Source organism: Amnibacterium soli (genome assembly GCF_039544415.1).
GTDB classification, from domain to species: domain Bacteria; phylum Actinomycetota; class Actinomycetes; order Actinomycetales; family Microbacteriaceae; genus Amnibacterium; species Amnibacterium soli.
Genome location: NZ_BAABLP010000005.1, coordinates 123,162 through 149,870, shown reverse-complemented (window position 1 = coordinate 149,870; position 26,709 = coordinate 123,162). Strand labels below are relative to the sequence as shown.

Genomic DNA, 26,709 nt, shown 5'->3' with positions numbered 1-26,709 from the left:
TGGCACGACCGGCTCAGAACTCCTCGTGCGTCGCCGGGTCCAGCCCGCTCGACCGGCCCGAGGTCGCGAGGTCCGCGAGCTCCCCCAGGTCGTCCGACGTCAGCTCGATGCCGAACACGTCGAGGTTCTCCGCCTGGCGGGCCGGCGTCGCCGACTTCGGCAGCGGGATCACGCCGAGCGCGACGGACCACGCCAGCAGCAGCCTCGCGGCGCTCACCCCGCGGGCGGCGGCCAGGCGCTCCACGGTCGCGTTCCGCAGCAGGTCGGTGCCGTTGCCGAGCGGCGACCAGCCCTCGGTCAGGATCCCGCGCTCCGCGTTCGCCGCCCGCAGGTCGTCCTGCGGGAGGCACGGGTGCACCTCGATCTGGTTCAGCACCGGGGTGACACCGGTCTCGCCGATGATCCGGTCGAGGTGCTCCGGCAGGAAGTTCGAGACGCCGATCATCGACACGAGGCCGTCCTCCCGCGCCTCGACCAGCGCACGCCACGCCTCCGCGTACAGCCCCTGGCGCGGGTTCGGCCAGTGGATCAGGACGAGGTCGAGGCGGTCGAGCCCGCTGCGGAAGAGGCTCTCCTCGATCGCGCGCCGCGCCAGGTCGTGCCGGTGGTACCGGCCAGGCAGCTTCGTGGAGAACAGCAGCGCCTCGCGCGGCACCGCCGCCTGCGCGATCGCCCGGCCGACGACGCCCTCGTTGTCGTAGTTGAAGGCGGTGTCGAGCAGCCGGTAGCCGGCGTCGATCGCCGACCCGACGGCCGTGACGCCGTCGGCGCCGCGCAGGTCGTAGGTGCCGAGGCCGATCGCCGGGAGGCGGGCGCCGTCCTGGCCGGAGAGGAGGGGGATGTCGGGCATGCGGCAAGGCTGCCAGGCGTCCCTCCGAGCCCGTCCGGCGCGTTCAGGCGGCAGGGAGGTCCGCGGCCTCCGTCACGGGCAGCCGGCAGACGAAGTCGTGGCAGACGTAGGCGGCGGCTCGGCCGCCGATGTTGCGCCGCTCCTCGAACAGCTCGAACCCCGCGGCGGCGAATGCGGCGGCCGCCGCGTCGTCGACCACCGCGGTGACGGAGGCGGGCAGCGCGCGGGCCGCGGCGGCGAGGTCCCCTGCCTGCCCCACGACCACGACCTGCCGCACCGGCTCGGCCATCGCGACGGCGAGCCCCAGAGCGGCGCCGTACCCGATCGGGCGCTCGAGGCCCGCTGCGGCGAGGGGGGCGACCGCGGCCGCCGCCGCGTCGCGGTAGGCGGCCTCGCCCGTCAGCAGGTGCAGCCGCCACGCGGTGGACGCGATCAGCGTCGTGCCCGACGGGGAGGCGCCCTCGCCCGAGTCCGCGCCGCCCCCGATGCCGAGCGCGGCGAGGGTCGGGTCGCTGGACGGGGCGCGGAGCCCGCCGTCGTGCAGACAGGCGTCGACGAGGCGGCGGGCGGTCGTCGCGAGGTCCGCGCGCCCGGCGGCGAGCGCGACCTCGAGCAGCCCGTCGGCGAGCCCGCCGAAGTCCTCCAGCGTCGCGACCGCGTCGGAGGGGCGGCCGTCGAGGCTCGCCCGCAGCAGACCGTCCTCCCGCAGGTGCGCCGCGAGCACTACGTCCGCGACCTCGACCGCGAGGTCGATCCACGCCGGTTCGCCGAACCGCGTGCCGGCCGCCGCGAGCGCACCGATCGCGATGCCGTTCCAGCCGGTGAGGACCTTGCCGTCGACGGCGGGCGGCGGCTGGGCGGCGCGAGCCGCTGCATCGAGCGCGTAGTAGCCGCCCTCGACGCGCTGCCCGTCGACCACGCTCTCCGAGTCCTGCGCGGAGCCGAAGCCGCCGCCCGGGCGCCGCAGCACGTCGCGCAGGAAGCCGACGACGCCCGCGGCGGTGCTGTGGTCGCCGGCCGCCGCGTACGCGCGCAGCAGCAGCGCGTTGTCGGTGAGCATGCGCTCGTAGTGCGGCTCGGTCCAGTCGCGCCGCACCGCGTAGCGGAAGAAGCCGCCCTCGACGGGGTCGCGGAGGCCGCGGGTGCGCATCGCCGCGAGCGCCCGCTCGGCGACGCCGGCCACCGCGGACCGCCGTCCGGCGTCGAGCAGCGGCGACCGGCCGAGCGCGAGCGCCGTCAGCAGCACCGGCGCGACCGGGAACTTGGGCGCCCCGCCGAAGCCGCCGTGCTGCCGGTCCTCGTACGCCGCGAGCTCGTCGACGACCCGGATCAGCGCCTCGGACGTCACCGGCGACGCGGTGGGCGCTGCCGACCCGGCCTCGGCGAGCGCGGCGGCCAGCCCGGCGGCGGAGGCCTCGACCTCCCCGCGCCGGTCGACCCACGCCTCCTCGACCGCGTCGAGCACCTGCCGGAACGACGGGTGCCCCTGCACCGGCTGCGGCGGCGAGTAGGTGCCCGCGTGGAACGCGCGTCCCTCGGGCGTGAGGAATACGTTCAGCGGCCAGCCGAGGTTCGGCGTGAACGCGCCGGCCGCCGCCATGCACGCGGCGTCGACCTCGGGGTGCTCCTCCCGGTCGACCTTGATCGCCACGAACCCGGCGTTCAGCCGCTCGGCCAGCACTGGATCGCTGAAGCTCTCGCGGGCCATGACGTGGCACCAGTGGCAGGTGGCGTACCCGATGGACACGAGCACGGGCACGTCCCGCTCCCGCGCCGCCGCGAACGCCGCCTCGCCCCAGGGACGCCAGTCGACCGGGTTGTCCGCGTGGGAGCGGAGGTACGGGCTGACGGCGTCGGCGAGGCGGTTCATGCGCGGCGGGGCGGGAGACGGCGGGGCGGGAGACGGCGGGCCGGGATCAGGCGGAGCCGGCGTCCACGTCGTCGACGTCGGCGGTCAGCTCGGGGCCGGCGTTGTCGCTGATGTCGATCGGCTCGGCGGCGTCGGGCTGCGCGTCGACGGCGGCGGACTCCTCGTCCATCGCCTGCTGGACCGCGGTCTGCTCGTCGATGGGGGTCGCGTCCGGGTTCGAGCCGAACTGGGGGCCGGGGCCCTGCGGCGTGCTGTTGCTCATGCCCCCTCTCTACCGGTCGCCGATGGGAGGGGGCTCCTCGCGACCGCGCGCCGGGATGCACGAAGGGCCCCGTCCGCCATGGACGAGGCCCTTCGTGGTGAGGCGAAGCGTCAGACCGTGCGGCCCGAGCGGCGACGGACGGCGATGTAGATCAGGAGAACGACGATGGCGCCGATGATCGAGCCGATGAGGCCGGCCGGGTTGAACGACGGGAAGGGCTGTCCACCGGGGAGGAACGACAGGATCAGGCCGCCGACGAACGAACCGACGACGCCGAGGATGAGCGTCGCGACGATGCCCATGTTCTGACGACCCGGGACGACCGCGCGAGCGATGAAGCCGGCGATGATTCCGACGATGAGGAAGATGATGATGCTCACAAGAACCGTCCTTTCAAGACGCCCACAGAATCTCCAACTCAGCTGAAGAAAGTCTGTGAGCGGTTGGAGTACTACCTCCATGTAACCCGATCGAGGGACGTCCGGGAGGAATAGCGCCCGCCCACCAGCGTTCCAGCCTCGACGTGACCGACTCCGCGCTGTTCCAGCCCGTCCGCATCCGCTCGCTGACCGTGCCGAACCGGGTCTGGGTCTCACCGATGTGCCAGTACTCGGCGGACGGACTCGACGGGATGCCGACCGACTGGCATCTCGCGCACCTCGGCGCACTCGCCCGCGGCGGCGCCGGCCTCGTGATGACGGAGGCGACCGCGGTCAGCCCCGAGGCGCGCATCACCGGGTGGGACCTCGGCATCTGGAACGACGAGCAGCGCGACGCGCTCGCCCGCATCGTGGCCTTCATCCACGCGCAGGGTGCGGTCGCGGCGGTGCAGCTGGCGCACGCCGGGCGCAAGGCGTCGACCTACCCCGAGTGGCGCGGCCACGGCTCGCAGCCGGTCGAGGACGGCGGGTGGACCCCGGTCGGCCCCTCCGCCGTCGCCTTTCCGGGCTACGCGGAGCCCGCCGCGCTCGACGCCGCTGGAGTCGCCGGCGTGGTGGCGGACTTCGCCGCCGCGGCCCGCCGCTCCGTCGACGCCGGCTTCGACGTGCTCGAGCTGCACGCCGCGCACGGCTACCTCCTGCACCAGTTCCTCTCCCCCCTCGCCAACCGCCGCACCGACGAATGGGGCGGATCGCTGCAGGACCGCGCCCGCCTGCTGCTCGACGTCGTGCGCGCGGTCCGCGCCGAGGTCGGTGCGGACGTGCCGCTGTTCGTGCGCTTCTCCGGCACGGACTGGGCCGAGGGCGGCTGGACGATCGAGGAGACCGAGACGGTCGCGGGCTGGGCCGCGGAGGCGGGCGCCGACTGGTTCGACGTCTCGAGCGGCGGCATGGTGCCCGACGCCCGCATCCCCGTCGGCCCCGGCTACCAGGTGCCGCTCGCCGCGGCCGTGCGCACCGCGACGGGCGTGCCCGTGAACGCGGTCGGCCTGATCGAGACGGCCGAGCAGGCGGAGGCGGCCATCGCCTCCGGCAGCGCCGACGCCGTGATGCTGGCCCGCCCGCTGCTGCGCGACCCGCACCTCCCGCTCGCCTGGGCCGCCGAGCTGGGCGCCGAGGCGGCCTGGCCGGTGCAGTACCAGCGGGCCCGTCCCCGCCGGGCGACCGTCCGCGCCTGAGTTTCATCTTTACGGAGTTCTGGTCGACCTCCGGCCGACCAGAACTCCGTAAAGATGGAGTGCCCATGACTGCCGCCGCTCCGACGATCACCTACCCCCCGGAGCTGCCGGTCAGCGCGATGCGCGGCGAGATCGCCGTGGCGATCGCGGAACACCAGGTCGTGATCGTCGCGGGCGAGACCGGCTCGGGCAAGACGACGCAGCTGCCGAAGATCTGCCTCGACCTCGGCCGCACGTCCATCGCGCACACGCAGCCGCGCCGCATCGCGGCCCGCACGATCGCGGAGCGGATCGCGGAGGAGCTCGACGTGCCGCTCGGCGGCCTCGTCGGCTACTCGGTGCGCTTCACCGACACCTCCGGCCCGGACACCCGGATCCGGCTGATGACCGACGGCATCCTGCTCGCCGAGATCCGCCGCGACCGGGACCTGAAGCGCTACGACACGATCGTGCTCGACGAGGCGCACGAGCGCAGCCTCAACATCGACTTCCTGCTCGGCTACCTGAAGCGGCTGCTGCCGCGCCGCCCGGACCTCAAGATCATCGTCACCTCGGCCACGATCGAGGTCGACCGGTTCGCCGCGCACTTCGCGGACGCGGAGGGGAACCCCGCGCCGATCGTCGAGGTCTCCGGGCGCACCTATCCGGTCGAGGTCCGGTACCGGCCGCTGGTGCTCGAGGACGCGGGCGACGACGACAGCGACCCGGACCCGCGCGCCTCCGAGGACCGCGACCTCGTCACCGGCATCCAGGAGTCGCTCGACGAGCTCGAGCGCGACCTGCCGGGCGGCGACGTGCTCGTGTTCCTCTCGGGCGAGAGCGAGATCCGCGACGTCGCCGACTCCCTCCGCGGCCACTACTCGGGCAGCTCGCGCCCGGTCGAGATCCTGCCGCTGTACGGCCGCCTGTCCGCGGCCGAGCAGCACCGGGTGTTCGAGCGGTCGCACGTCGCCGGCGTCGACCGGCGGATCGTGCTCGCGACGAACGTCGCGGAGACGAGCCTCACGGTGCCGGGCATCCGCGCGGTGATCGACGGCGGCACGGCGCGCATCTCCCGCTACTCCGTGCGCGCGAAGGTGCAGCGCCTGCCGATCGAGGCGGTGTCGCAGGCGTCCGCGAACCAGCGGTCCGGCCGTGCGGGCCGCACGAGCGCCGGCATCGCGGTCCGCCTCTACTCGGAGGAGGACTTCGGCAAGCGCGCGGCGTACACGGACCCCGAGATCCTGCGGACGAACCTGGCGGCGGTCATCCTGCAGATGCTGTCGCTCGGCCTCGGCGACATCGAGGCGTTCCCCTTCCTCACCCCGCCCGACTCCCGCGGCGTGCGCGCGGGACTCGACCTGCTGCGCGAGCTCGGGGCGATCCAGGAGGCGCGGGGCGGGCAGCCGCCGTCGCTGACGCGGGTCGGACGCGACCTCTCCCGCCTCCCGATCGACCCGCGCTTCGGCCGGATGCTGCTCGAGTCGAAGCGGCACGGCGTCAGCCGCGAGGTCATCGCGATCGTCGCCGGGCTGACCGTGCAGGACCCGCGCGAGCGCCCGGTCGAGCAGCGGGATCAGGCGGACCTGCTGCACGCCCGTTTCGCCGATCCGACGAGCGACCTGATCGGCCTGCTCAACCTCTGGAACCACCTCGAGGAGCAGCAGAAGGAGCTGTCGTCGTCCGCGTTCCGGCGGCGCTGCCGGAACGAGTTCCTGAACTTCGTGCGGATCCGCGAGTGGCAGGACCTCGTGCGCCAGCTGACCGGCATCGCGCGCGACGTGCAGCTCGAGGTGAACGCGCCGTCGCGGAACGCGGACGCGATCCACAAGTCGCTGCTCGCGGGGCTGCTGTCGCAGATCGGTCTGCGCGACGAGCGCGCCGCGCAGGTCAAGGGCCGCGACGGGCGGCCGACGCCCCGGCGCGGGGCCGTCGAGTTCCTCGGCGCCCGGCAGCTGCGCTTCGTGATCTTCCCCGGGTCGTCGCTGGTCAAGAAGCCGCCGGCCGCGATCATGTCGGCCGAGCTCGTCGAGACCTCCCGCCTGTTCGCCCGCATGAACGCGGCCATCGACCCCGCGTGGGCGGAGCCGATCGCGGGCGACCTCGTGAAGCGCACCTACGGCGAGCCGCGCTGGGAGCAGCGGCAGGGCGCCGCGGTCGCGGACGAGCGCGTGACGCTGTTCGGCGTCCCCATCGTCGAGAAGCGCCGCATCCAGTACTCGCGGCTCAACCCGGCGCACGCGCGCGACCTGTTCATCGAGCACGCGCTGCTCGGCGGCGAGTGGCAGCGCGAGGTGGGCCGCGACCCGCTCTACGAGTTCGACCGGGCCAACCGGCGCCTCCGCACCGACCTCGACCAGGACGCGGAGCGCACCCGCAGCCGCCCCGTCGACGACGACCGGATCGTCGACTTCTACGAGGACCGCGTGCCCGCGGACGTCACCGACGTGCGCCGGTTCGAGACGTGGTGGCGCGCGACGCGGCAGGAGGCGCCGGGCCTGCTGACGATGACCCGTGCCGACCTGCTCGACGAGGAGGACGCCCCGGAGGTCGACGAGCGGGACTTCCCGCCGACCTGGCAGCAGGGCGACCAGCGCCTCCGTCTCTCCTACCGGTTCGCGCCGGGCGCGGAGGACGACGGCCTCACCGTGCGGGTGCCGCTGCCGCTGCTCGCGACGCTCTCCCCCGCCGGCTTCGACTGGCTCGTGCCGGGGTTCCGCGAGGACCTCGTCGCCGCGCTGCTGAAGACGCTGCCGAAGCCGATCCGCCGCCACGTCGTGCCGACCGCCGACTGGGCGCGGCGGCTGCTGCCCGAGCTGCCGCCCGGCCCCGAGACGGGCGCGGACCCCGGTCCGCTGGTCGACGCGCTGCTGCCGGTGATCCGGCGGGTCGCCGGCGTGGCCGTGACGCCCGCCGACTTCGACCTCGCACGACTGCCCGCCCACCTCCGCCCGGCCTTCGCGGTCACGGAGGCGCCGAAGCGCGGCCGCGGAGCCCCCCGCGAGGTCGGCCGCGACACCGACCTCGCGGCGCTGCAGCAGCGGTTCGCCGACCGGGCCCGTACCTCCGCGGCGCAGGTGGTCGCCCGGCCCGCGCCGGGCAGCGCGCCGATCGAGCGCACCGGGATGACGACGTGGGACCTCGACGAGCTGCCGCGGGTGCTCGACACCCGCGCGGCCGGCGGCGTCGTGCGCGCGTACCCCGCGCTCGTCGACACCGGCGAGGCGGTCGACCTGCGGCTGCTCGCGACGCCGGAGGAGCAGGTCGCGTCGACCCGTGCGGGCGTGCACCGCCTGCTCGCCCTCGCGACCCCCTCCCCCGCGTCCTACGTGCGGGAGCACCTGTCCGGCGCGGAGAAGCTGGCGCTCGGCGCCAGCCCGTACCGCAGCACCGAGGCGCTGTTCCAGGACTGCTTCGACGCCGTGCTCGACCGCATCCAGCTGCAGGTCGCGCCCGACGGCGTCGCCTGGGACCGCGCGACGTTCGACCGGATGCGCGAGGCCGCGTCCGCCCGCGTCGTGGACGACCTGTTCCAGGTCGTCGGCGCCGCCGCCGCTGCGCTCGCCGGGGCGCGGGAGGCGGACCGGGCGATCCGGCAGGCGACGAGCCTCGCGCTCGTGCCGGCCCTGTCGGACGCCCGCGCGCAGCTCGACGCGCTGATCCACCCCGGCTTCGTGCGGGTCGACGGCGCCGACCGGCTGCCGCGCGTCGCGGTATACGCGGCGGGCGTCGTGCGCCGCGTCGAGCGGCTGCCCGAGCAGGCGAACCGCGACCGCGTGTGGATGAACGAGGCGCAGACCGCTCAGCAGCTCTACCTCCAGGCCGGCGGCACGCTGCCGCTCACGCCCGGGCTCGCGCCGAACCTCGTGCACGCGCGCTGGCTGCTGGAGGAGTTCCGCCTCAGCCTCTTCGCCCAGACGCTGCCGACCAGCGAGGCGGTCTCCCTCCAGCGCATCCGCAAGGCCCTCACGCCTTCCTGAAAGGCGGTGAACCCGGACTGGTGCGGCTGCGACAGCAGCCGCACCAGTCGGAATCACCGCAGGACGGTGGGACGAGCAGACGTCAGGCGTCCACCGGTGACTCGAGGTAGGACCGCACCGCCGACCTGATGGAATCCGCGTGCTGGTAGATGTCGTCCAGACCGGTGAGGGTGTGGCGCGTCTCGTTCTTGTCCGCGTCGAACAGCCCGAGGTACTTCTGCTTCTTGCTGTTGAAGTGGAGGCGCGCGATGGGCTTGCGGTTGTTGTCATCCAACAGGATTGCGAAGTACGACTTCGCGTCCCGCTGCGCGATCCGCTGGGGCTTCACCTCGCTGCAGGCGATCGCCTTCACGATCTGGTACCCCTCGAGCTCTTCGAGGGTGGTCTCGATCTCGGTGTCGCGGGCCAGGTCCTCCTCGGCGATCGGCTCGCTCGTCACGGCTTCCGCCGCCTGCGTCGGACTGATCGCCGAGTATCCGCTCGACCCGAGCGCCGTCTTGAGCCGGTCGTTCACCTGCTCGTTGAGGAACTGCACGCCGGCTTTCAGCACCAGGGGCGCGAACTGCTCACGCACCCGCTGCGTGATCGACCGGTCGTAGACGCGCTGCGTGAAGAACTTGATCCAGTCGTCCTCGGGGGCTTTGAACTGCGACGCGATCAATCGCTTGATCTGCCCGACGTACTTCAGTTCCTCCGCTGCGTTGATCACCGAATCGAGGTCGAAGACCTCTTTCGTCAGCTTCCGCAGCTCGGGTACGAGCGTCTCGTCGAGATCGAGGAGGTCGAGCACGAGGAACGGCTTCTCATCCATGCGGTTCGGCGCATCGAGGTCCGTGTAGAACTGGTACACCTGCCCGTTGGTGAGCACCGCGATCCGCGCGTTCGTGACGGCGAAGTATCGGAACAGCTGTGAAGCGTGCTCGATGCGAAGCGCATCGGTCGACCGCTTGCACTCGATGAGGATCTGCACCTCGCTGTCGCGCATGATCGCGTAATCGACCTTCTCCCCGCGCTTCACACCGACATCGGCGGTGAACTCGGGCACGACCTCGAGCGGGTTGAACACGTCGTATCCGAGGATCGTCGAGATGAACGGCATGATGAAGGCGTTCTTCGTCGCCTCCTCCGTTTGGATCGCGTCGCGCTGATTCCGGACCTTCGTCGCGAGTGCAGCGAGCTTGTCTTCGAACTCCATTGGTCTCCTCCGACTCGTGAGCGCGGAGGAACTCTAGGTGCGCGTGTCGAATCCCGCCGGATTCTCGCGGGAGTGGCGCCGTCCACCATGCCGGAGGCGCGCCGCGCGAATCGGTTCGGACCTCAGCGGGGCGGGACGAGGGTGAGCCAGCGCTCCGTCACCGCGTAGCCGAGGCGGGCGTTCATCGCGAGGCTCGCGGCGTTCTCGTCCGCGCCGCCGGTGCCGAAGACCTGCACGCCCTCCGCTGCGAGCGCGAGCACGGAGGCCGCTTTGACCGCCTCCGCAAGGCCGCGCCGGCGGTGGGTGCGGGCGACGGCGGTGAAGTCCGTCTCGGCCCGCTCGCCGTCGCGCTCGATCGCCGTGACCGCGACGACCTCCCCGTCGTCGAGCGCGGCGAAGAATCGGGTGCCGCGTTCCCGCAGCGCGGCGAGCGCCGCCTCGTCGTGCTCGGCGGGCGCGGTCGCGGGACCGCCCGGGTAGTCCTCGCGCACGCTCGCCTCGAGCGCGGCGATGCCCGGATCCGCCTCCGATCCGGCTTCGACGACCGTGCAGCCGCGGGCCTCGGCCGTCGCGACGAGCGCGCGGAGGCGTTCCGGGTCGATGACCCGCAGGCGGGCGCCCCACGAGCGGTGCGCCACGACCCAGCCGCCGGCGAGCAGCACGGCGACGCCCGGGTCGTCCTCCCGCAGCACCTGCGGATCGTGCGCGGCCGGTCCGTCGCCCGGGCTCACGGAGTCGCACCCGTCGCGACCGGGCGGGCGGGGTCGCTCGACCAGGCGCTCCACGAGCCGGGGTAGAGCGCCGCGTCCACCCCGGCGACGGCGAGCGCGAGCACCTCGTGCGAGGCGGTGATGCCCGAACCGCAGTACGCGGCGACGGGTGCGTCGAGGTCGACCCCGAGCGCCGCGAAGCGCTCCCGCAGCGCAGCGGGAGGCAGGAAGCGGCCGTCGGCGTCGAGGTTCCCCGCGGTCGGTGCGCTCACCGCGCCCGGGATGTGGCCCGCCCGCGGATCGATCGGCTCGACCTCGCCGCGGTACCGCTCGCCGGCCCTCGCGTCGAGCAGGGCGCCGCCGAACCCCGCTGCACCGTCCGCGTCGAGCACCGGCAGGTGGCCGGGCTCGAGCCGCACGTCGCCGGGCTCGGGCGTCACGTCGCCCGCCTCGAGGGGCAGGCCGGCCCGGCGCCAGGCGGCGAGCCCGCCGTCGAGCACCCGCACGTCCGGCAGCCCGGCGTCCCGCAGCAGCCACCACGCGCGCGCCGCGGACATGCCGCCGAGGTCGTCGTACGCGACGACGACGCTGTCCTGGCGCACGCCCCAGCGGCGTGCGGCCGCTTGCAGGTCCTCCGGACGCGGCAGCGGGTGCCGTCCGGCGCCCGGCGCGTGGGGCCCGGCGAGCTCGGTGTCGAGGTCGACGTAGACCGCGCCGGGCAGGTGCGCCTCCCGGTGGGCGGGCCGACCGTCGGGGGCGTCGAGCCGCCACCGCACGTCGAGCAGCACGAGGCGCGGGTCCGACAGCAGCGGGAGGAGGTCGAGCGGTTCGGCGAGCACGCCTCGATGGTCGCAGGCCTAGCGGGCGGCCAGGTCGGGCGAGAGCCCCTCGGGCGGCGCGTCGGCGCCCGTGATCTCGGCCTGCGCCAGCAGTGCGAGGTCGCGCAGCACCCCGAGGTCGAGGCCGCGCACGTCGCGCGGTTCCGGGTCGTAGATGCAGAACGAGCCGATCCGGTAGCCGTCCGCGGACTCGATCGGGTGCGCGGCGTAGAAGCGGATCGGGTGCGGCCCCTGCGCCAGCGGGCTGTTCCGGAACAGCGGGTCGACCGTCGCGTCGCTGACCACGGTCGGCTCCTCCCGCTCGATCGTCATCGTGCAGAACGAGTGCGCACGCGGGTTCTCGCCCGGATCGGCACCGGCGACGGCCATCTTCCACTGCCGGTCGTGGTCGATGAAGTTGATCTCCGCGCTCTCGGTGCCGAAGGCGTTGCGGGCGAGCTCGACGAGGTCGTTCAGCCTCGGGTCGGGGCCCCGGCCGACGACGTGCAGCGCGTCGAGCGCGTGCTGCCGGGCCTGCTCGTCGTCGGGGCCGCCGCGGCGGGCGGAGGCGGTCGCCGCGACGGGAGCCTGCTGGAGGCGGCGCACGGAGTCGGCGACCTCCTCCCCGAGCGCCGTCGCCCACGCGCGCGAGCGCTGCAGCGCCTCGTCGGGCGTCTGCACCGTGCGGAAGCGGATGCGGGCGGAGCCGATGCGGCCCACCGTGGAACGGAGGCGGTCCTCGGGGGCTGCCGCGTGCCGGCTGCCCTCCGGCGCGACGATCGGCGGGGCGACGACGACCACCTCGGTCGCATCGGCCGCGTCCTCGATGACCTCCTCGAGCAGGTCGCCGACCCGGGCGAGGGTGCGGGGCCTGCGCGCCGAGTCGAGCCCCTCCCCGAGCGCGACGAGCACCACGTCGTAGCGCCACAGGCGCCAGGTGTGGAACACGCCCTGCACGGCCCGCAGCACGGGCGCGAGGTCGGTCAGCACGTCGAGGTCGACGCCGTGCCGCGTCGAGAGCCACATGCGATCGGCGGCGCGCTCCGCGAGCGTCGCGCCCTCCACGGCCGCGAACAGGTGCGCGCGGTCGCCGATCAGCAGCACCTTCACGGGCTGGGAGCCGCTGTGATGGAGGCGCTGCATCGAGAGCCGTGAGCTGCGGCCGGTCTGCGGGTTGCGTTCCACGGCACCTCCGCGCTCATGATGACGCCTGCGCCCCGGATCGCGCTGAGTGCATTCGGCAGCGCGCCGCCCGCCGCCTCGGTGCACTCCGGGCGGCGGGCGGCGCGAGCGGGCTCAGTGCCCGGCCGGAACCGGGCCGTTCCCCTCCACGCGCTTGACCATCGTCGCGATCAGGATCGCGACCACGAAGATGCCCGCGCTGACGAGGAACGCGAGCCGGGTGCCCGCCGCCTCGGCCGCACCGGCACCGCCGGCGCCGTGGAAGCCGGAGGCGCCGAGGGCGAGCAGCGTGATGGCGAGCGCGGTGCCGGCCGCACCGCCGACCTGCTGCACCGTGGCGAAGATCGCGCTGCCGTAGGAGGTGAAGCGCGGCGGTACGGCGGACAGCCCGGCCGTGAACACCGACGGCAGCACCGACGCCAGACCGAGGCTGAGCACCACGTGGTAGATCAGCACCTGCCACGCCGGCGTGGTCGCGGTCAGCGTGCCGAGCAGCACCAGCCCGACCGTGCCGATCGCGAGCCCGGGGATGAGCAGCGGACGGGGCCCGAAGAGGTCGTACAGCTTGCCGACCACCGGGCCGAGCACGCCCATCAGCAGGCCGCCGGGCAGCACCAGCAGGCCCGTCTGCAACGTCGTCAGGCCCAGCACGTTCTGCAGGTAGATGGGCAGCAGGATCGCGCTGCCGAGCAGCCCGAGGAAGGCGAGCGAGCCGGAGGCGACGGAGGCGCTGAACACCCGCGACTGGAACACCCGCAGGTCGAGCAGCGCGTTGTCGTTGCGCTGCAGCGCGCGCTGCCGCAGCAGGAAGAGCACGAGGGAGACGACGCCGATCACGACCGGCACCGCGACGGCCGTCGGCGAGATGCCCTCCTTCGAGGACGCCCCCTGGCCCACCGCGTTCAGGCCGTAGACGATCCCGCCGAAGCCGATGGCGGACAGCGGGATCGAGATCAGGTCGATCGGGACGTGGCGCGGCTCGCCGATGTTCGAGATGAGGCGCAGGCCGAGCACCAGCGCGACGGCCGCGATGGGCAGCACGCACCAGAAGATGAACGGCCACGGCAGCACGCTGAGGATCGCGCCGGAGACGGTCGGGCCGATCGCGGGCGCCACCGAGATGACGATCGAGATGTTGCCCATCATCACGCCGCGGCGGGACTCGGGCACGATCGTCATCACCGTCGTCATCAGCAGCGGCGTGACGACGGCGGCGCCGACGCCCTGGATGATGCGGGCGACGAGCAGCACGGAGAAGGTCGGCGCGAGCGCCGCGAGCAGCGTTCCGGCGACGAAGGAGCCGAGGGCGATCGCGAACAGGGACCTGGTCGTCATCCGCTGGATGAGGAACCCGCTCACCGGGATGACGACCGCCATCGTCAGGATGAACGCGGTCGAGAGCCACTGGCCGGTGCTCGCGTCGACGTGCAGGTCCTTGATGAGGACCGGGATGGCGACGCTCATGATCGTCTCGTTCAGCACGACGACGAAGGCGGAGACGAGCAGGACGCCGATCACGATCGCGTTGCGGCGGCTGATCCGCTCGGGGCCGCTCGCCGGCGCGCCCTGCTGACGGTCGATGGTCTCGGTCACGAGGACCTCCGGGATGTTCGGGGGCGGCGTCCTTGACGGGCTCGCGCAGCGAGCCGGGACGACAGGGACGGAGCGTGGAGCGCTCGCCCTCGACGGGTCACCGGGTCGTCAACCTCAGCGACGGCTCAAGTGTTCCATCCTCCTCGGACAGCGGGCAACGAGGCCGCGCACAGGCGCGGCGGATCGTCACCGGATGTTCAGTCGCCGTCGCCGACGGCGCCGCGCGAAGCGGCCGACCTGGCCGGTGAGCACCAGGACGAAGAGCGCGAAGTAGTTGACGGACGGGACGAGCGTCCCGATCACCAGGGCGATGACGAAGCCGACCGTGCTGACCACGGAGCCGAGGAGGCGGGCGCCGGCCTCGTCGTCGTGACCGTCGGTGAGGGCCGGGCGACGCGCGACGTGGCTCGCCAACGCGGTCAGCAGCGCGCTGCTGACCACCATCACCCCGATGTACACCGTGATCACCTCGGGGTGGACCTCCGGGTGGTTTACCGTGGTGAGCGCCGTCGCGGGCGGGAGCAGCACGATCGTGAACAGCCAGAGCACGGTGAGCACCACGAGCGCGCCGTCCCAGCGCTGCACGTGCTCGAGGATCCGGTGGTGGCCCCACCAGAGCCGGGCGATCACGAAGAAGCTGATCACGAACCCGAGGATCGTGGAGCCCTTCTCCTCGAGGAACCCGTCCAGCCCGTGCCCGACCGCGTCGTGCCCGATCTCCGCCAGCGGCAGGGCCAGCAGGGTGATCGCGATCGCGACGACCGCGTCGGTGAAGGTGATCAGGCGCTCGGCGCTGCGGCCGCGGTCGTCGTCCACGCCGCCCAGCATGGCGGAACCCCGTCAGCCGCCGGCGAGGATCTTCTCGAGCGTGTTGATGTTGCGGGTGGTGACCGCGCCCGACCGCTGCTGCTTCCCGAAGCGCTTCCCGAAGCGGGTGTCGAGCGTGCGGCCCTTCGGGGCGTCCCAGTAGAGGACGTCCTCGCCGTGCCGCACCTGCTCCTCCTCGGGATCGAGCTCCCCCACCCCGTCGACCAGCTCCGCGAGCGCGGCGCGGTCCTCCGCGAAGACGACGTAGGCGTGCCGGTCGTCGGCCCGGGGGAAGGGGTACTCGTCGACCGCCTCCCGCACGACCGGCAGGCTCACCACCAGCACGGCTACGTCGAAGCCGAACCGCTCCTGGATCACCGCGTGCACCCGGCTCGCGATCGCCACGGGGTCGTCCTCGCTCGCGGTGAGCACGACGTTGCCGCTCGCGAGCACGGTCCGCACCTCGAAGAAGCCGGCCTGCTCGAGCGCGGTCCGCAGGTCCGCCATCGCGAAGCGGACGCCGCCGACGTTGACGCCGCGCAGCAGGGCGACCGCTCGCATCGTGCCTCCTGAGGGAAAGGTGTCGGGCCGGTCCCCGGAAGGGAGCCGGCCCGACTCGACGCGCGGCCTTGCCTCGCTCGCCCGACCGTTCAGTGGAGGACGGGCGAGGTGGAAGGCGCGTCGATGTCCATGGATGAATCTGCCACGCGCACCACCTCCTCGCCTCCGATGCTGCGCCGATCGGCCCGGGAACGCAAGGGTCGGCGCAACGGATCAGGGAGTGGCGGCGAACCGGTCGAGCTCGCGCAGCACCTCCGGGTTGCGGAGGATGCGGAAGTGCCCGCCGTCGTCGATGCGCCGGTTCAGCGCCGCACCCGGCAGCTCGGAGCCGCCCGGGATGTGCGGGTCGAATTTTGCCCACACCGAGGTGATGCGGGCGTTCACGCTGCGGTCCGCCGCGAGGCGCACCGTCGTCGGGTCCTTCGGTGAGAACGCGTGGAGGCTCGGCAGCAGGATGTACCGGGCGTAGATCGACCCGGAGAACGGCGACGAGATCGCGAACATCTTGCGCACCCGCGGCCCGGTGTCCGGCCGCAGCATCAGGTCCTTGCCGATCAGCCCGCCCTTGCTGTGGGCGACGATCAGCACGTCGTCGAGGTCGTGATCCGCGAGGTAGGACGCCACGACGTCCGTGCTCGAGTCGACGGTCGCCCCGTTGTTCCGCAGCGCGGTCACCGCGTGCACCGGGTGCCCGGCGCGGTGGAGGCGGTCGACGAGCGGGAGGAGGAAGCGCCAGGTCTCCCAGATGCCGGGCAGGACGACGACGTGCCGCTGCCCCGGCCGCCCCTGCAGGTAGTCCGCCGGGTCGTGGTGCTGCAGCAGCGGCCCGACCTGCCACTGCACCGCCGCGACGTAGTCGCGCGCCCACCAGCCGGCGATCCGCGCGACGCTCACACGCGCGTCCGCAGCGGTGCGGTGAGGATCGCGGACGCGGTCGCGCGAGGGTGGGTCGAGTGCGCGTTGTGATGCCCGCCGGGGATCTCCACGAGCCGTCCCACGGCGAGCCGGGCGGCCAGGCGTCGAGCCCACGGCCGGCGGCAGATCGGATCCTTCTCGCCCCTGATGAGCAGGGCCGGCACCGTCAGCGCGGCCGCCGCCGCCTCGGTGTCGTAGGCCAGCATCGACGGCAGCGTGGCCAGGTACCGGCGCGGTCCGCACTTCAGGTACTCGGAGAACACGCGCCAGTTGGTCGCCGGGGTCTCCCCGAGCACGTCCTGCGCCAACCGCAGCCCCTGCTGCAGCGCGGTCCGCTCGTCCGGGTCGGTCACGGCGCCGATCAACACGACGCGCTCGACCAGCTCGGGCGCTCGCAGCGCGGCCTCGAGCACGATCTCGCAGCCCATCGACTGGCCGACGAGCACGACGGGCCGGCCCATCGAGCGCAGCAGCGCGACCACGAGCCCCGCGTGCTCCTCGATGGTCAGCACCGACGGCGGCTTCGGCGCGTCCCCGAAGCCCGGCAGCTCGAGCACGTGGACGGGCCCGTGCTCGGCGAGCAGCGGCGCGATCGGTTCGAAGTACGAGAGGCCGCAGCCGATGCCGTGCACCAGCACGAACGGCGTTCCGGGACCCGCACCGTAGCGGTGGTCGACCACGGTGCACCCCGCGTGCTCGAACCGGTCCGGACCGGCCGCGCGCGTCAGTGTCCGGGAGCCCATCCCTCGAGCGTATGGGCCGCTCCCGCCGCTGCCTGCGAAGCGCCTCGGGGTCGCCTTCCTAGGCTTGGGCGGTGACCGACGGCGCCTTCTCCCCGCGCTTCCGCGTCGCGACCGTCGGGGTGTTCGCCCTCGGGTTCCTGATCGCCTTCGAGGCGCTGGCGGTCACCACCGCCATGCCGCTGGCCGCCCGGGACCTGCACGGCGCCTCCGTCTACGCGCTCACGTTCTCCTCCTTCTCCGCGGCAGGCGTCATCGGCAACGTCGCGGGCGGCGCCTGGAGCGACCGCAGCGGGCCCGCGCGCGCGCTGCTCGTCGGCGTCGCCCTGTTCGCCGCCGGGCTGGTGCTCGCCGGCACGGCGGGGACGATGCCGGTGCTGATCGCCGGACGCACCCTGCAGGGCCTCGGCGCCGGCGGCATCGGGGTCGCGCTCTACGTGCTGGTCGCGCGGGTCTACCCCGAGCGCCTCCACCCGCGGATCTTCGCGCTGCTCGCCGCCGCCTGGGTCCTGCCGTCGCTGATCGGGCCGTTCGCCGCCGGCGCGGTGTCGACGTACCTCAGCTGGCACTGGGTGTTCCTCGGGATCCTGCCGCTCGTCGCCGGCTCGACGGCGCTGCTGCTGCCCCAGCTGCGCCGGGCTCCGATGCCCGGGACCGGCGACCGCATGCCCGCCTCCCGCCTCGCCTGGTCCGTCGCGGCGGCGGTCGCGCTGCTCGCGATGCGGCCGCTGCTCGACGTGCCGGGGGTCGGCCCGGTGCTGGCCGCCCTGGCGGCCGTCGGTGCGATCGCCGCGCTGCGCCCGCTGCTGCCCAGGGGCGCGCTGCGGGCCGCGCGCGGGCTGCCGTCGGTGATCGTCGCGCGCGGGCTGTTCAGCGCCGGGTTCGCGGCGGCCGACGCCTACCTCCCGTACTCGCTCATCGCCCTGCGCGACCTGTCGCCCGTCGTGGCCGGCGGCATCACGACCGTCGGCGCCGTCTCCTGGGCCACGGGCTCGGAGCTGCAGAGCCGCCTCAGCGGCCGGCTCACCGACCGGCGGTGCATCGGGATCGGCGCGGGCGTCTTCTTCACCGGGGCGCTCGTGGTCGGAACCGGCACCGCCACGGCGCTGATCCCGCTCGTGGTGGTCGGCTGGCTGCTCGCGGGGCTCGGCATCGGCACCGCGTACCCGCGCCTCAGCACCTCCACGCTCGCGCTGTCCGCGCCGGAGGAGCGGGGCCGCAACAGCGCGGCGCTGCAGATCGGCGACGGCTTCGGCAACGGCCTCGCGCTGACCCTGGTCGGCGTGATCGCGGTCGCCGTGCCGGGCCAGGAGTTCGCGGCCGCTTTCGGCCTCGCCGCGCTGCTCGGCCTGCTCGTGGTGCTCGTCGCCTCGCGTACCTCGGCGGCGCCGCTCACCCGCTGACTCCTGACCGGATCGCGGACACGTGACCAGGCGCTCCCCTGGTCGGACGTCGCAGATCCGGTCAGGCGCCTGCGGGTCCGGCGCCGAGGTCGAGCTTCATGCCGAGGTGCGAGCCGGCGAAGCCCAGCCGCTCGTAGAACCGCCGCGCGTCCTCGCGCCGCAGGTCGGTCGTCAGCTGCACGAGTGCGGCGCCCCGGTCGCGGCTCTCCCCGAGCGCCCAGCGCAGCAGTGCGGTCCCGAGCCCGGAGCCGCGGTGGGCGCCTCCGACCCGGACCCCCTCCACCTGGGCCCGCAGCGCGCCCTGCCGGGAGAGGCCGGGGAGCAGGGAGAGCTGGAGGGTCGCCGCCACCTCGCCGTCCACCTCCGCCACCACGATCAGGTGCGCGGGGTCGGCGTCCACCGCGGCGAACGCGCGGCGGTACGGCTCGAGGTCGTCCGCGCGCTCGCGACCCGCGCCGATGGCGTCGTCGGTGAGCAGCGCGACGATCGCGGGCACGTCCTGGGCGGTCGCGCGGCGGATGCGCAGGGCACGGCCGCCCGCGGTCGTCTCGACGGGCTCCATCGGGCGTCTCCTCCGGTTCCGGGCGCAGAACGAGGACGCCGCCGCCGCCCTCGGGATGGGCGACGGCGGCGTCCTTGTACTCGGCCTCGAAGCCGAGCTCCTCAAGCCGGCGATGTGCTTACAACTCGAGAGCCTCACGCAGAACACTCACAAATCGAGTCGTATCGAGGAAGTAGTTCGGGTACGCAGTACGGAGTCCAGCAATGGAACTAACAGACACCATTACCACATCCACGCCGTCTCCGGTCTCGGCCTCCATCTGCGCGTACGCTTCTGCCGCATCGTCCTGCTTGACGTAACCACGGATTGTCAACTGACTATTCGGGACATCTAGCGTGAGGATGACGAACTTAGCGTTAGCCATGTGCTGCTCGCTCTCCTGGAGCAGCGCGGCGTACCCCTCAAGCCTATTGATGACGTCAAGGAGAGAAGCAAGCTCCTGAAGTTCATCCCGAAGTTGAGCCGGATCATCGCTTGTCCCCGGCACGACAGGAAGATTTTCGCGCAGAGCGATGACCGAACTCATGACCACAAAAAAACGCAGCCAGTGGTCTTCGCCCCTACTTGACTTCAAGGCCTGACTTGTGAAGAGACCTACCGTTTCAACTGCGGTAGCCCAGGCGTGTTGCAACTGCGACCGAACCTGCACTTCGATGGCTAGGTTGTTCCAGGTTTGCCGCCTGTCGCTTCGGTACGAGTAGAAGAGGTGAACACCGCGATAGCCAGAGCCCTTGGGGCTGGTCAGGTAGTCGTCTTGCCGGATCAAGCGATGCTTATGCTTGCCGGTCATGAGGCCCTCGACGACCTCGTGCACTTGCTGCACCTCGGGCATCACGGCTCTGCATCCACCAAGATCCTGCATCCGAGCAAGGTTCATGCTCGGAAAACGTTGCAGCTTCCCCACGATCGACGGAAGACGCTTGATGCGCTGAGCGACTAGGGCATTTGCATCAACATCAGTCGCCCTTTTGCGCAAGTTTACGGTCAAGGTGTTGAGAGGAAATCCGTGTGCAGACCGCCAGTTATTCACAATCGCAATTGCCGCCTTGCGATCAGCATCAACCGCGCTCGCGTCCGCAAGCACTAGGCCAGCACGCTGAATCTCGCCCTTTGTGTGAATAGGCCTGGTCCACGCCATCTGATCTCCTAGCGACGGCGACAAGCCGACATAAACAATTAGCTTCTACGGACCGAATTACTGCGATCGCGGCCACCGTAAGCGACCGATGCAAACTGCGAGCGCGCATCTACTGCCGGACCAGAGACAGTAGACGCGCGCCTCGCAAGCTGTTACCTAGCGCTTCCGCTGGGCAAGGGCACTGGCGGCCGCGGTCTTCGCGGCCTTTGAGTACCGAGCGTCGCGAAGCACACGAGAAGCAACTCGTGCGGTTCGGGCGGTTGTGCGTCCTCCGGATCGAGCCATGGTCATCCCTCCTTCCACCCCGCGTGGGATAGGTTGACGGTTCCGCTCACCAGTGGAACCCGTGCCCCTCGCCCTGGCCGGCGAGGGGCACATCCTTCTCGGGAAGGTGACGCCCGCGGGGTGACGTACCTCAAAGACTCCGCGGGTCAGCGCGAGCTGACCGCCGCCGACGCGTTCGACTCGTACGAGGTGTTCGTCGACTCGAAGAAGTTGACGAGCTGCAGCGTGTCGTTCGCCGTCGCCATCCACTTCGCCGGGTTCGAGACCTTGTACTCGGCCTCGAAGCCGAGCTCCTCGAGCCGGCGATCCGCCAGGTACTTGACGTACTGGTTGATGTAGTTCGCGTTGAGCCCGAGGATGCCGCCGGGGAGCAGGTCGCGGTTGTACTGCTCCTCCATCTCGACGGCGTTCAGGATCATCTGGCGGATCTCCTCCGCGAACTCCGGCGTCTGCAGGTCCTCGTTCTCCTCGAGCACCGTGAGGATCAGGTTGATCCCGAACTTCAGGTGCAGCGACTCGTCGCGGACGATCCAGTCGACCAGGGAGCCGAAGTTGCGCAGCAGGTTCCGCTGGCGGAACGACAGCGCCACCATGAAGCCCGAGTAGAACCAGATGCCCTCGAGGATCACGTTGTAGGCGACGAGGTTGCGCACGAAGTCGCGCTTGCCCTCGGTCGTCGTGATGTCGAGCGTCTGCTCGGACATCCGCTTGATGAACTCGACCTCGAAGGCCTCCTTCGCCGCCATCGACGGGATGTCGACGTGGGAGTTGTAGGCCTCGTCGCGGTCGATCGGGAACGTCTCGAGGACGTACTCGAACGACATGCAGTGGTTGGCCTCCTCCCACATCTGCTTCGCGAGGTAGAGGTGCGCCTCGGGAGCGTTGACGTAGGGGTAGACGCCGAACGCGAGCGCCTTGTTCACGAGCAGCTCGCTCGGGTTGAAGTAGCTCATCAGGAACGTGACCGCGTGGCGCTCCTCGTCGGTCATGCGCTTGAAGTCCGCGATGTCCTCGCCGAGCTGGATCTCGTTCGGGAACCACGTGTTCGCCACGGCCTGCTCGTACAGGTCCATCGCCCACTGGTAGCGGACGGGCTTCAGGAGGAGTCCCTCCTGGATGCCGGTGCCGAGAATGCCCATGTCTCTACCCTCTTCCGTCGTCGTCAGTCGCCCGCGCGAACTCCGCCTATTGGCAGGAGTCGCACTGCAGCAGGTCCATCGGGTCCATCGGCACGCTGTACCCGCCGATGAAGTCGGTGCCGTCGACCTGGTCGCCGTCGTTCTCGAACATGTCACTCCCCCTTGTTGCCGTCGGTGCCGCGCACCGGCGATCCGAGTCCGCCGAAGCCCCGACGAGCGGGGGCGGCGGGCGCGGCGGCCGCAGGCTGCGGCGCGCTCGCTCCGAAACCGCGTCGACCGTTGGACGCCCCCGCGCCCTGGTCGATGGTCTCGGCCTTGTTCACCCGCACGGTCGACTGCTCGGCGGTGTGCCGCGGCTTCATGTGCAGGTAGTAGGTCGTCTTCACGCCGCGCTCCCAGGCGGCGGAGTAGATCGACATCATGTCGCCGAGATCACGCGTCTCGAGGTACATGTTGCGGCTGATCGCCTGGTCGATCCACTTCTGCGCACGCGCCGCGACCTCGAGGAACGAGTACGGCGACAGCTGGAAGCTGGTCTTGAAGGTCGCCTTGATCTCGTCGGGGATCTCGGCGATGTTCTGGATGTCGCCCTGGCTGCGCAGGATCGCCTCGCGCGTCCGCTCCCACAGGCCCGCCTGCTGCAGCGTGCCGACCAGGTTGCGGTTCACCTCGAGGAACTTGCCCGAGGAGGTGGAGCGGCTGAAGATCTGCGAGAACTGCGGGTCGAGGCCCGGCGTGGTGCCGGCGACGAGGCCGATGGAGGCGGTCGGCGCGATCGCCATCAGCGTCGCGTTGCGCATGCCGCCCTTGACCCGTTCGCGCAGCGCGTCCCAGTCGAGGCGCGTGGTGCGGTCGACGAGCACGGGCACGCCGCGCTCCGCCTCGGTGATCGCGATCGTGTCGAACGGCACGAGGCCCTCGCTCCACCGCGAGCCCTGGAAGTTCGGGTACGCCCCGCGCTCCTGGGCCAGGTCGACCGACTCCTCGATCGCGGCGTAGGAGACGTGCTCCATCACCTCGTCGATGAGGGCGTACGCCTCCTCGCTCTCGTAGGAGAAGCCGAGGCGCTCGACGACGTCGGTGAAGCCCATGACGCCGAGGCCGACCGCGCGGTTCTGCTCGTTGGAGTGGTCCGCCTCGTCGACGCTCGAGATCGTGATGTCGATCAGGTTGTCGAGCTGACGGATCGCGCTCTTCGCGCTGGCGTGGATCTGCTGCCAGTCGAACCCGAGCTTCCCGTTCTCGTCGGTCGTCAGGTGGCGGGAGAGGTTGATCGAGGCCAGGTTGCAGACGGAGACGTTGTCGCGGTCCTGCGGCAGCGTGATCTCGGTGCAGAGGTTCGAGGAGTGGATCGTGCCGGTGTTGTTGTTCAGCGCCCGGTTGTTGATCGTGTCCTTCCACGTCAGCCACGGGTGGCTCGTGGTCTGCAGGGACATGAGGATCGCCTTGAACTGCTCGCGGGCGCCGATGCGCTTGAAGGCGCGGATGCGGCCGGCGTCGGCCTCGGCGACGTAGTGGGCGTAGCGCTCCGAGAACGCCTTGCCCGTCAGCTCGTTGAGGTCGGAGACCTCCAGCGGGTCGAACAGGTACCAGGCGTCGTCGTTCTGGACGCGCTTCATGAACTCGTCGGAGATCCACACCGCCGTGTTCGCGGTGCGGGTGCGGCGGTACGGGTCGCCGGAGTTCTGGCGCAGGTCGAGGAACTCGGGGAAGTCGAGGTGCCAGTTCTCCATGTAGAAGCAGAGGGCGCCGAACTTCTTGCCGCCGCGGGAGACCGCGCGGAGGATCGAGTCGATCGTGTGCATGAACGGGATCGGGCCGGTCGAGGTCGTGTTGTTCGACCGGATCGGCGAGCCCTGGGCGCGCAGCTTGGTGACGGAGAGGCCGATGCCGCCCGTGCCCTTGGTGAGCCACATGACGTCGCGGGTGGTCTTCGCGATGTGCTCGATGTCGTCCTGCATCTCGAGCACGAAGCAGTTGGAGAGCTGCGGGTACTTGGTGCCGGCGTTCACCAGGGTGGAGCCCGCGGCGAGGTAGTCGAGGCGCGACATCTTGTCGTAGAAGCCGAGGGCGGCGGCGGTGGGGTCGGCCTCGTTCAGCGACAGGCCCATGGCGATGCGCATCCAGAAGTACTGCGGCACCTCGAGCGGCTCGCCGTTGCGGGCCTTGATGCCGTAGCGGTTGTTCAGCGTGACGACGCCGATGTACTTCAGCAGCTCGTCGTGCGAGGGGTCGAGCGCGGCGGCGAGGCGGTCGAGGTCGAACATCGAGCCGAGCCGGTCGTCGAGCAGGTCCTCGGCGATGCCGCGCTCGATGGAGCCGCGGAAGTGCTGCGTGTGCAGCGCCTTGACCTCGGTGTCGTCGGCGTAGTCGCCGAGCACGCTCTTGTAGATCGTCTTCAGCAGCAGGCGGGCCGCCACGGTGTCGAACGCCGGGTCGTCCTTGACGTTCTGCAGCGCGACCTGGATGACGGCCTCGTCGAGCTGCTGGGTGGTGATGCCGTCGAAGAGGGTGAGCTCGAGCTCGGAGGCGATCTGCGTGACCCAGGTGATGTTCGGGTCGAGGCCGGCGCTCGCGTGCTCGATCGCCAGGTTGATCTTGTTCGCGTCGTAGGGCTCGCGAGTCCCGTCCCGCTTGACCACCGTGATGCCCATGAACGCCTCCTTCTTCCGGGACCGGCGCACTCGCGCCGGGTGTCGTCGACACCGTGTCGTCCGACACTCCCCCACAACCGGGGGACCACTATATGTCGGGGCACCTGGCGGGATGCAACCCAAGATGTTGTGGAATTCGGCGGCGTGTCGTCCACAGGTGATACCAATCGCCTGTGGAGAAAGCGGCTCCGTCTGGGGAGGGATCGGACGCCGCCTGGGGAGACCGTAGGTCGGAGCACCGACATCCCGGGGCTCTACGCTGGAGGGGCTGTGGACGGTGGATACGGGGAGCTGGTGCGCACCCGCGGGGTGGTGCGGATCATCGCCGCGCAGCTGACCGCGCGCTTCCCCTCCGGCATGCTCTCGCTCGGCCTGCTCTTCCACGTCGAGGGCCGGACGGGCTCCTACGGCGTCGCCGGCGTGGTGCTCGCGGCCCTGAGCATCGGGCAGGCGCTGTCCGGACCCGCGACCGGCCGGCTCATGGGGCGGCTCGGCATCCGACCGGTCGTCGTGGTCACGACCGTGCTCTGCGCGGCGGCCGTGACGTCGATCGCCCTGCTCGACCTGCCGCCGGTCGGCCTGACGGTGCTCGCGCTGCTCGCGGGGCTGACCTTCCCTCCGATCACGTCCGCGGTGCGCACGATCTACCCGAAGCTCGTGCCCTCGTCGATGCTCGGCCCGCTGTTCTCGCTCGACGCGTCGCTGCAGGAGCTGATCTGGATCGGCGGGCCGGTGCTCGTCACGTTCCTCGCGACCGGCGTGAGCACCACCGCCGCGCTGGTGCTGTCCGCGGTGCTGCTGATCGGCGGCGGCGCCTGGTTCGCGGCGTCGCGGGAGGTGGGCCGGGTGCGCATCCCGCGCAGCAAGCGCCGCTTCGGCGTGGTGCTGCTGCGTCCGCAGGTGGCGCTGATGACCGTGGTCGGCTTCCTCGTGATCGCCTCCTGCGCCGCCATCGAGGCGAGCGTCGCCGGCGCCTTCGGGGAGGACGACCCGACGAGCGGCGTGGTGCTGGCGATCTGGTCGCTCGCGTCGCTGCTCGGCGGCTTCGCGCTCGGGCGCCTGCCGATGCGTCCCTGGTCGCTGACGCTGCGCCTGGTCGTCGTGACCGTCGGCGTGGCGCTGACGCCGTTCCTGCCCGGCTTCTGGGGCCTGACCGGCGCGCTCGTCATCGCCGGGTTCGGCCTGGCTCCGGCGCTCGGCCTGATGTCCGCGATCGTCTCGAGCTCCGTCCGGTTCAGCGACACCGCGGAGGCGTACGGCTGGACGAACACGGGTCAGCTCGTCGGCGTGGCCCTGGGCGCGGCGCTCGCCGGGCAGGCGCTCGACCACTTCGGCGCGCAGACGGCCTTCCTCTGCGGCGCCGCGCTCGCGGCGCTGGCGACGATCGCCGCGGCCGTCGGCATACCCGTCTCCCCCGACCTCAAGGGGCGCGACGCGGGTCCGGTGCCGGAGACGGCGCCCATCCCCCTGCCGCCGAGCTGACGGGTCGCCGCACGGCCCTCAGGCCGCGGCCTCGACCTCCGCGAGGACGGCCATCGCGTAGGCGTCCTCGGGGGTGTCGGCGAGATGGCTCATCGCCTCTCCCCGAAAGGTGCAGGTCACCCGCCAGCCGCCCTGCTGCTCATCTCGTTCGAGGCGCTGGAACGTGCCTTTCAGCGCTTCCCGCAATTGGTCCTCCCGCGGCAGCCAGAGCGCCTCCTCGATCGCGATGGAATCGAGCGCCCATTCGGTGGTGCCGTTGAATCCGAGCACCGTGCCGGTCGGATAGGCGTGCGCCTCGATCGTCATGTCGCTGACGGTGAAGGCGTCGGTGCCGGTCGAGTCCATGTCCTGCGCGAGCAATTGGAAGCGGTCGCCGGTCGCGGGTCTCCAGACCAGTCCGGCCTCGCGGAGGCGGAGGGCGAGCGGACGCGAGATCATGCGATCAGGATAAGGACCGCGGAATGCACGGAAGCGGTGGGAGCGAGATGCTCCCACCGCTTCCGAGGATCGATCAGTTGGCGGCGTTGTAGGCCGTCTGCACGTCGGCCGGGATGCGGCCGCGGGACGAGACGGTGTAGCCGTTCGCGTTGGCCCACTCGCGGATCGCCTTCAGGTCGCCCTTGGGCGCACGGGGCGCACCGGACGACGAGGCCTTCGCGCGGACGGCGACGTCGGCCTTGCGGGCCGCGTTGACGTAGGGCGAGATCGCGGAGCGGAACTCGTCCGCGTGCTCGTTCGTGAGGTCGATGGTGTAGCTGACGCCGTCGAGCGAGAACCGCACGCTCTCGCCGGATCCGTCTTCGATCGGCTGCTGCGTGAGGTCGTCGACGAGCTGCACGATGTACTTCTGCGCCATGGGTGTGGAGTGCTCCTGTTGAAGAGGGTAGTTCGAGGTGCGCGGAATTTGCGCACAAAAGAACTGTACACACTATTGCACCGAATTCACGCATCTTTTGCGCGGCGAGT

General features: G+C 71.6%; 24 protein-coding genes. 4 read left to right on the top strand and 20 right to left on the bottom strand.

Annotated features, from left to right (window positions below; genetic code table 11):
- Positions 1-13: 13 nt before the first annotated feature.
- The 4 genes from ABEA53_RS12965 to ABEA53_RS12950 form a co-directional block, all read right to left on the bottom strand.
- Positions 14-850, bottom strand: coding sequence for an aldo/keto reductase (locus ABEA53_RS12965; RefSeq protein WP_345481653.1), 837 nt, complete (start codon positions 848-850; stop codon positions 14-16).
- Between the two features lie 43 nt (positions 851-893).
- Positions 894-2,720 carry a thioredoxin domain-containing protein gene (locus tag ABEA53_RS12960; protein WP_345481652.1) on the bottom strand — a complete coding sequence of 609 codons (1,827 nt, stop codon included), beginning with the start codon at positions 2,718-2,720 and terminating at the stop codon, positions 894-896.
- Positions 2,721-2,766: 46 nt separating this feature from the next.
- Positions 2,767-2,982, bottom strand: a complete 216-nt coding sequence (locus tag ABEA53_RS12955) for a hypothetical protein (protein WP_345481651.1) — start codon at positions 2,980-2,982, stop codon at positions 2,767-2,769.
- A gap of 110 nt (positions 2,983-3,092) precedes the next feature.
- A complete protein-coding gene (locus tag ABEA53_RS12950) occupies positions 3,093-3,362 on the bottom strand; it encodes a GlsB/YeaQ/YmgE family stress response membrane protein (RefSeq protein WP_345481650.1) in 270 nt (89 codons plus the stop codon).
- A 143-nt stretch (positions 3,363-3,505) separates the two neighbouring features.
- Between ABEA53_RS12950 and ABEA53_RS12945 the strand changes: the two genes are divergently transcribed.
- Positions 3,506-4,600 carry an NADH:flavin oxidoreductase/NADH oxidase gene (locus tag ABEA53_RS12945; protein ID WP_345481649.1) on the top strand — a complete coding sequence of 365 codons (1,095 nt, stop codon included), beginning with the start codon at positions 3,506-3,508 and terminating at the stop codon, positions 4,598-4,600.
- A 65-nt stretch (positions 4,601-4,665) separates the two neighbouring features.
- Positions 4,666-8,559 carry an ATP-dependent RNA helicase HrpA gene (gene hrpA / locus ABEA53_RS12940; RefSeq protein WP_345481648.1) on the top strand — a complete coding sequence of 1,298 codons (3,894 nt, stop codon included), beginning with the start codon at positions 4,666-4,668 and terminating at the stop codon, positions 8,557-8,559.
- 82 nt (positions 8,560-8,641) lie between these two features.
- Here the strand turns inward: hrpA and ABEA53_RS12935 are convergent, their stop codons facing one another.
- The 9 genes from ABEA53_RS12935 to ABEA53_RS12895 form a co-directional block, all read right to left on the bottom strand.
- Positions 8,642-9,754 carry a type I restriction endonuclease gene (locus ABEA53_RS12935; protein ID WP_345481646.1) on the bottom strand — a complete coding sequence of 371 codons (1,113 nt, stop codon included), beginning with the start codon at positions 9,752-9,754 and terminating at the stop codon, positions 8,642-8,644.
- A 122-nt stretch (positions 9,755-9,876) separates the two neighbouring features.
- The gene (locus ABEA53_RS12930) at positions 9,877-10,485 is read right to left on the bottom strand and encodes a GNAT family N-acetyltransferase (protein WP_345481644.1); all 609 of its coding nucleotides are present in this window, start codon (positions 10,483-10,485) and stop codon (positions 9,877-9,879) included.
- Positions 10,482-11,303: a sulfurtransferase gene (locus tag ABEA53_RS12925; RefSeq protein ID WP_345481642.1), complete on the bottom strand. Its 822-nt coding sequence runs from the start codon at positions 11,301-11,303 to the stop codon at positions 10,482-10,484. The genes ABEA53_RS12930 and ABEA53_RS12925 overlap by 4 nt, the downstream gene beginning before the upstream one ends.
- Positions 11,304-11,321: 18 nt before the next feature.
- Positions 11,322-12,467, bottom strand: coding sequence for a GAF domain-containing protein (locus ABEA53_RS12920; protein WP_345481641.1), 1,146 nt, complete (start codon positions 12,465-12,467; stop codon positions 11,322-11,324).
- Between the two features lie 111 nt (positions 12,468-12,578).
- Positions 12,579-14,057 (bottom strand): MDR family MFS transporter, encoded by a 1,479-nt coding sequence (locus ABEA53_RS12915; RefSeq protein WP_345481640.1) that lies wholly within the window; start codon positions 14,055-14,057, stop codon positions 12,579-12,581.
- Between the two features lie 186 nt (positions 14,058-14,243).
- Positions 14,244-14,873: a TMEM175 family protein gene (locus ABEA53_RS12910; protein WP_345481638.1), complete on the bottom strand. Its 630-nt coding sequence runs from the start codon at positions 14,871-14,873 to the stop codon at positions 14,244-14,246.
- A gap of 24 nt (positions 14,874-14,897) precedes the next feature.
- Complete coding sequence (locus ABEA53_RS12905) at positions 14,898-15,425, bottom strand: DUF1697 domain-containing protein (protein ID WP_345481637.1); 528 nt, start codon at positions 15,423-15,425, stop codon at positions 14,898-14,900.
- A gap of 213 nt (positions 15,426-15,638) precedes the next feature.
- Positions 15,639-16,319: an esterase/lipase family protein gene (locus ABEA53_RS12900; RefSeq protein ID WP_345481636.1), complete on the bottom strand. Its 681-nt coding sequence runs from the start codon at positions 16,317-16,319 to the stop codon at positions 15,639-15,641.
- Positions 16,316-17,083 (bottom strand): alpha/beta fold hydrolase, encoded by a 768-nt coding sequence (locus ABEA53_RS12895; protein WP_345481635.1) that lies wholly within the window; start codon positions 17,081-17,083, stop codon positions 16,316-16,318. The genes ABEA53_RS12900 and ABEA53_RS12895 overlap by 4 nt, the downstream gene beginning before the upstream one ends.
- A 71-nt stretch (positions 17,084-17,154) precedes the next feature.
- Here ABEA53_RS12895 and ABEA53_RS12890 point away from each other — a divergent pair, with 71 nt between their 5' ends.
- Positions 17,155-18,483: an MFS transporter gene (locus ABEA53_RS12890; protein ID WP_345481634.1), complete on the top strand. Its 1,329-nt coding sequence runs from the start codon at positions 17,155-17,157 to the stop codon at positions 18,481-18,483.
- A gap of 61 nt (positions 18,484-18,544) precedes the next feature.
- Here ABEA53_RS12890 and ABEA53_RS12885 read toward each other — a convergent pair whose 3' ends face one another.
- From ABEA53_RS12885 to ABEA53_RS12865, 5 genes are all read right to left on the bottom strand, one after another.
- Positions 18,545-19,045 (bottom strand): GNAT family N-acetyltransferase, encoded by a 501-nt coding sequence (locus ABEA53_RS12885; protein WP_345481633.1) that lies wholly within the window; start codon positions 19,043-19,045, stop codon positions 18,545-18,547.
- A 118-nt stretch (positions 19,046-19,163) separates the two neighbouring features.
- Positions 19,164-20,183: a RelA/SpoT domain-containing protein gene (locus tag ABEA53_RS12880; protein WP_345481632.1), complete on the bottom strand. Its 1,020-nt coding sequence runs from the start codon at positions 20,181-20,183 to the stop codon at positions 19,164-19,166.
- A gap of 431 nt (positions 20,184-20,614) precedes the next feature.
- Positions 20,615-21,607, bottom strand: a complete 993-nt coding sequence (locus ABEA53_RS12875) for a ribonucleotide-diphosphate reductase subunit beta (protein WP_345481631.1) — start codon at positions 21,605-21,607, stop codon at positions 20,615-20,617.
- 46 nt (positions 21,608-21,653) lie between these two features.
- Complete coding sequence (locus ABEA53_RS12870; protein ID WP_345481630.1) at positions 21,654-21,758, bottom strand: ribonucleotide-diphosphate reductase subunit beta; 105 nt, start codon at positions 21,756-21,758, stop codon at positions 21,654-21,656.
- A 1-nt stretch (position 21,759) separates the two neighbouring features.
- Positions 21,760-24,261 carry a ribonucleoside-diphosphate reductase subunit alpha gene (locus ABEA53_RS12865; RefSeq protein WP_345481629.1) on the bottom strand — a complete coding sequence of 834 codons (2,502 nt, stop codon included), beginning with the start codon at positions 24,259-24,261 and terminating at the stop codon, positions 21,760-21,762.
- Between the two features lie 270 nt (positions 24,262-24,531).
- On the opposite strand from ABEA53_RS12865, the gene ABEA53_RS12860 reads away from it, so the two are divergent.
- Positions 24,532-25,743, top strand: coding sequence for an MFS transporter (locus ABEA53_RS12860; RefSeq protein WP_345481627.1), 1,212 nt, complete (start codon positions 24,532-24,534; stop codon positions 25,741-25,743).
- Positions 25,744-25,761: 18 nt separating this feature from the next.
- Here ABEA53_RS12860 and ABEA53_RS12855 read toward each other — a convergent pair whose 3' ends face one another.
- Both ABEA53_RS12855 and ABEA53_RS12850 read right to left on the bottom strand, forming a co-directional pair.
- Positions 25,762-26,181, bottom strand: a complete 420-nt coding sequence (locus ABEA53_RS12855) for a pilus assembly protein CpaE (RefSeq protein ID WP_345481626.1) — start codon at positions 26,179-26,181, stop codon at positions 25,762-25,764.
- Between the two features lie 73 nt (positions 26,182-26,254).
- Positions 26,255-26,599: a histone-like nucleoid-structuring protein Lsr2 gene (locus ABEA53_RS12850; RefSeq protein ID WP_345481624.1), complete on the bottom strand. Its 345-nt coding sequence runs from the start codon at positions 26,597-26,599 to the stop codon at positions 26,255-26,257.
- Positions 26,600-26,709: the final 110 nt, after the last annotated feature.